General features: G+C 56.3%; 2 protein-coding genes. Both read right to left on the minus strand.

Annotated elements, in window-relative coordinates; translation table 11 throughout:
• Positions 1–128: 128 nt before the first annotated feature.
• On the minus strand, positions 129–509 hold the full coding sequence (locus AC1DQP_RS18185; protein WP_457320745.1) for a hypothetical protein: 381 nt from the start codon (positions 507–509) through the stop codon (positions 129–131).
• Positions 510–948: 439 nt separating this feature from the next.
• Complete coding sequence (locus tag AC1DQP_RS18190) at positions 949–3,318, minus strand: hypothetical protein (RefSeq protein WP_478052166.1); 2,370 nt, start codon at positions 3,316–3,318, stop codon at positions 949–951.
• Between the last annotated feature and the right edge of the window lie 225 nt (positions 3,319–3,543).

Below are 3,543 nucleotides of genomic sequence, written 5' to 3' on the forward strand. Positions count from 1 at the left end.
CAGCTGTTCACCGGATCGAATATAACGGCACACGCGTCGGGATGGTGAGAAGTCATTTGTGTGCCCTAACACCTTGAATTAAGCCGCGCCGCAAAGCGGCGTCGGCTTGAATGAATTGTTAAACGACATTACGGAGTCCACTCCCATGTGCCGCTACCGGCTCCGTCAAAGTATGTGATGCAAATATAATCGTCAGGGTTAGGCTTTGTATTTTGGGCAACCAGGTTATCCAGAAGCTGTTCGGAAAACTGACTGGCATCAGCCCCTTGGGGTGTAGGTGAATTTACAAGCTCAATCTTCCAAACGGAGCCACCTGAGTCAATTCTTGTTGCTGTTGCGTTATGGCTAGCGAGAAAATGCGCGCCATTTCCCCTCAATCCCTCCATGTAGCGCTCTAGCGCTTGCCAAGGGTTTTGCGAGCGGTAACCGGCTTGACCGGCTGTTGCCGTTCCTGAGAGTCCCCAGTTCGCGATGACAAATGCATGCAGGTGATTTTTGGTCTTTGGCATGGAAACTCCTGTCGTCTAACTACCTAATCGACGGACCCGTGGGTCCGGTTATACAACTTACCCACAAAGCACCGTATGGCGGGCTTTCCCCTTTATCCAGCTCGATCTTAGGGTGGCGGGGTCCGGCTAACAAGCCAGCGTATAACCGGACCGAGCACAGTGCTCAGTCACCACCGCAAAGCGGTTCTGGTAGAACTGCAGATGTCCGCTTTGAGTCGAAAGAGAACTTTAGCACTGCAGGCACGCCGCGTCCGACCAAGAGTCCGCTTCCGGCCAGAAGCGGACGTCGGGAGAACTTTCGGACTAGTCTCGTTGAGAAACGCCTTTCAAATAGCGTTAGACGACATCCTGCCCTCCCTAATGATCTCTGGAAAAATCAAGATCTTCTTGCAGCGCAAGCACTTACCCAACTTAGGCCTCGCAATCGGCAGGCTCACGCTCACCAAGGTGTCTCCCAGTCGAAGCTCCTTGTTTGGTGACCGTCGAATGCAACCAAGCTTCCGAACCAACGGCGTAAGGACTGGTCGTGCCCACCTGTTGGCCAAGCGCTACGTTCCGCCGAGACGAACCAAAGGCAGCCAAGTTGGCATTTGATGAGCATGCGATCAAGCGCGTCTCTGCGGATCGTGACCGAGTACCCATCCTCATCATCTCTATGGTGAATAATGACAACCTTTCCCGTTTCATCCGCCGTTATGTCAGGAGAGAGTGGATTCGGCGGAGAAAAGTTCAGCAAGCCAAGCAGAGCGTGGCTTGGTAAGCGTAAGCTCACTCCATCTGGGCGCGATGCATCCAAGTGGCTCTCCCAATTGYATTCAATCACCGGCTGAAGTGCGGTCACTTCTCCAGGCAGTCCGCGACGAGGCGACCATTCCAAGGTGGGCCAAGTTGCTCGCCAGCCAAACTCGCCAAGATAAGGGCCGTCGGTCAACTGAAGCGGCTCCCAATTATGCGCATTGCGGTCTCTCGCCCCTACTAATGCCTCGTATGCTGACCGAAGGTCGCTCTGGGCCAAAATGAGGCAGTGAATGAACTGAAACCCCTCTCGCCTGAGGCCGACCTCCCGCCGTACAAAGTCCCGACCGGAGAATTGTTCCGCCGCCCGTTGAAAGGAATGAAGAGTAACCCACTGCTCATTCCCCTGGTCTTCACGAAATATGGCGTCTTTTGCGGAGTGCCACGCATCGTTCTGTCTCGCCCAGTTCGTGAGCTGATCGTCGGAAGTCGACCGCATGTTGAAGTCGAGCTTCCACCACTCACAGCCTGGCGAGACTTGCATGTCAGCATCTTCAGCCAGCGTAGGGTCTAGGTCTCGCTGGAATCCCGTATCGGTCGGGTAAGAGTAGCGCCTCGGTTGCTCCCCACAATTGCTTCTTAGCCAATGCGTGTCGCTCAACCAAGCCAGCAGCTCGTACAGCGCAATCCACTGGTACTTCTTACCGACGCGTTCGATCCTCGCCCTATGGCGGCTGTAGTGAGATGGCGTTCGGTCATCGCCAAATCGCGCCTTAGTCCAGCCTAGGCTGTAGGCTCTCGCAGTCACCCATCGTTGTGCCCATTCTGGATCGAAGGTGGCAGGTTCACGTTCGCCATCACTGCTGAAGAGGACGCCAAAGGCATCGCTCGCATATCGACCTCGCTCCTCATCCTTAAGCAGAGACAGAAACGCGTCTTGACGTCTAGATGCTGTTTGCGCTGCGACCTTTGACCGGCTTTTTGTGATCTTGAAACTGCCTCTGACGCTACTTAATCTGACGCTCCAGACCTCCTTGCTGGCTTTCTCAAGAATCTCGAAGGCCGTCTTACGCTCGGGACTAGTATTGACCACCTCCGCAACGAACAGATCGAAGCGATTCCGCTTCGACAATGGAGGTGGCGCATTAAGTTTTGTCGCCGAAAAATCACCAACAGCAGACGCGATTTCGTAGCGACCAAAGTCTCCGTTCGCTCCGCAGCTCCTAAGAATGCTGTGATCGCCGAGCTTCTCCTTCCGCTCCTCAAGAGCGGCCTGGCTAGGCGCGCGAAGCGCCTTGGCGGGGAATGGAGGGCGAGCTTTCGCCATCTCCACTCTATCGGGCAGTCGGCCGCGAGCCTGCGCCACTTCAAGAACCCCCAGTGCGTAGTCGCGCGCAAGCAGGTGCTGCGGGGGCGCGTTCTTGCTGAAGATCAGGTCGAACGTCGTCGCCGCCATCGTCTCGAGAGCGGGGTCATCTCCGAGCTGGCTGGCCGCCCCGTATGACGCCGCCAGCAGACGCTCCAGCACGTACAGATCATCCACGTCGACCATCAGCGTGACCAAGTCATGATGTATGGCGGGTACTCTCCGGAGGAGACGGCAAAGACCTCTCGTCGCAGTATCCCTTATGTAGCGGCTGGTACATGAGCAAAGCCAGGTCAGCGTGATTGCAACCAATTGAAGCATCTCTGGTTCTGCATGATCCAGCTTTCCGCCGATAGCCCACTTCAGAAGACGATGGACCGGATGCTCATCATCTTCTGTCGCGAAGGCGATCACCCGCGACCATTCCACGTCGCGTCTATTGAGGCCCCAACGCCAGAGGTTTCGGTGCAGCAGGTTCGCGTTCCACGGATGCCCGGGAACAGCGGCGACTTCCAGCAGGAGGCCGATGGACTCTGCCTCCGATTGGTCAATCGAGTTGAGTAGCTCAAGCGAACGGCTTGTAAATGTCGGGTGTCCAGCTTGCGACTCGATGGCTCGCCATCGGACGCTTTGTTTGAAACTTTCCTGGATACCCCACTCGTGCCACCAACGAGCCCTCCCACCCGGCAGCGCGTCCACTAGCTCCATGTCGAAGGTCTCGGGGATCTGGATCGATAGGGCTTCGAAGAGCCCCGTCCATCCATACCGTTGAGAGCTGGACGTAAGCCATTCGAGTGGGCCGCCCGCGGTGAACACGCTCGCGACATCTATCGCGCCAGAAAGGGACGCCTGAACAAAAAGGTGGTCCTGGAAACGCTGAAACGCGATTCTCGCCACATCCTCCGGAGCTACAAAGAGACCATCCCCATGGGC

Source organism: Stenotrophomonas sp. P5_A8 (assembly GCF_056400545.1).

What these genes read in the sequence shown, in the direction of transcription:
- AC1DQP_RS18185 (WP_457320745.1), bottom strand. Translation starts at nt 509, where the DNA reads ATGCCAAAGACCAAAAATCACCTGCATGCATTTGTCATCGCGAACTGG.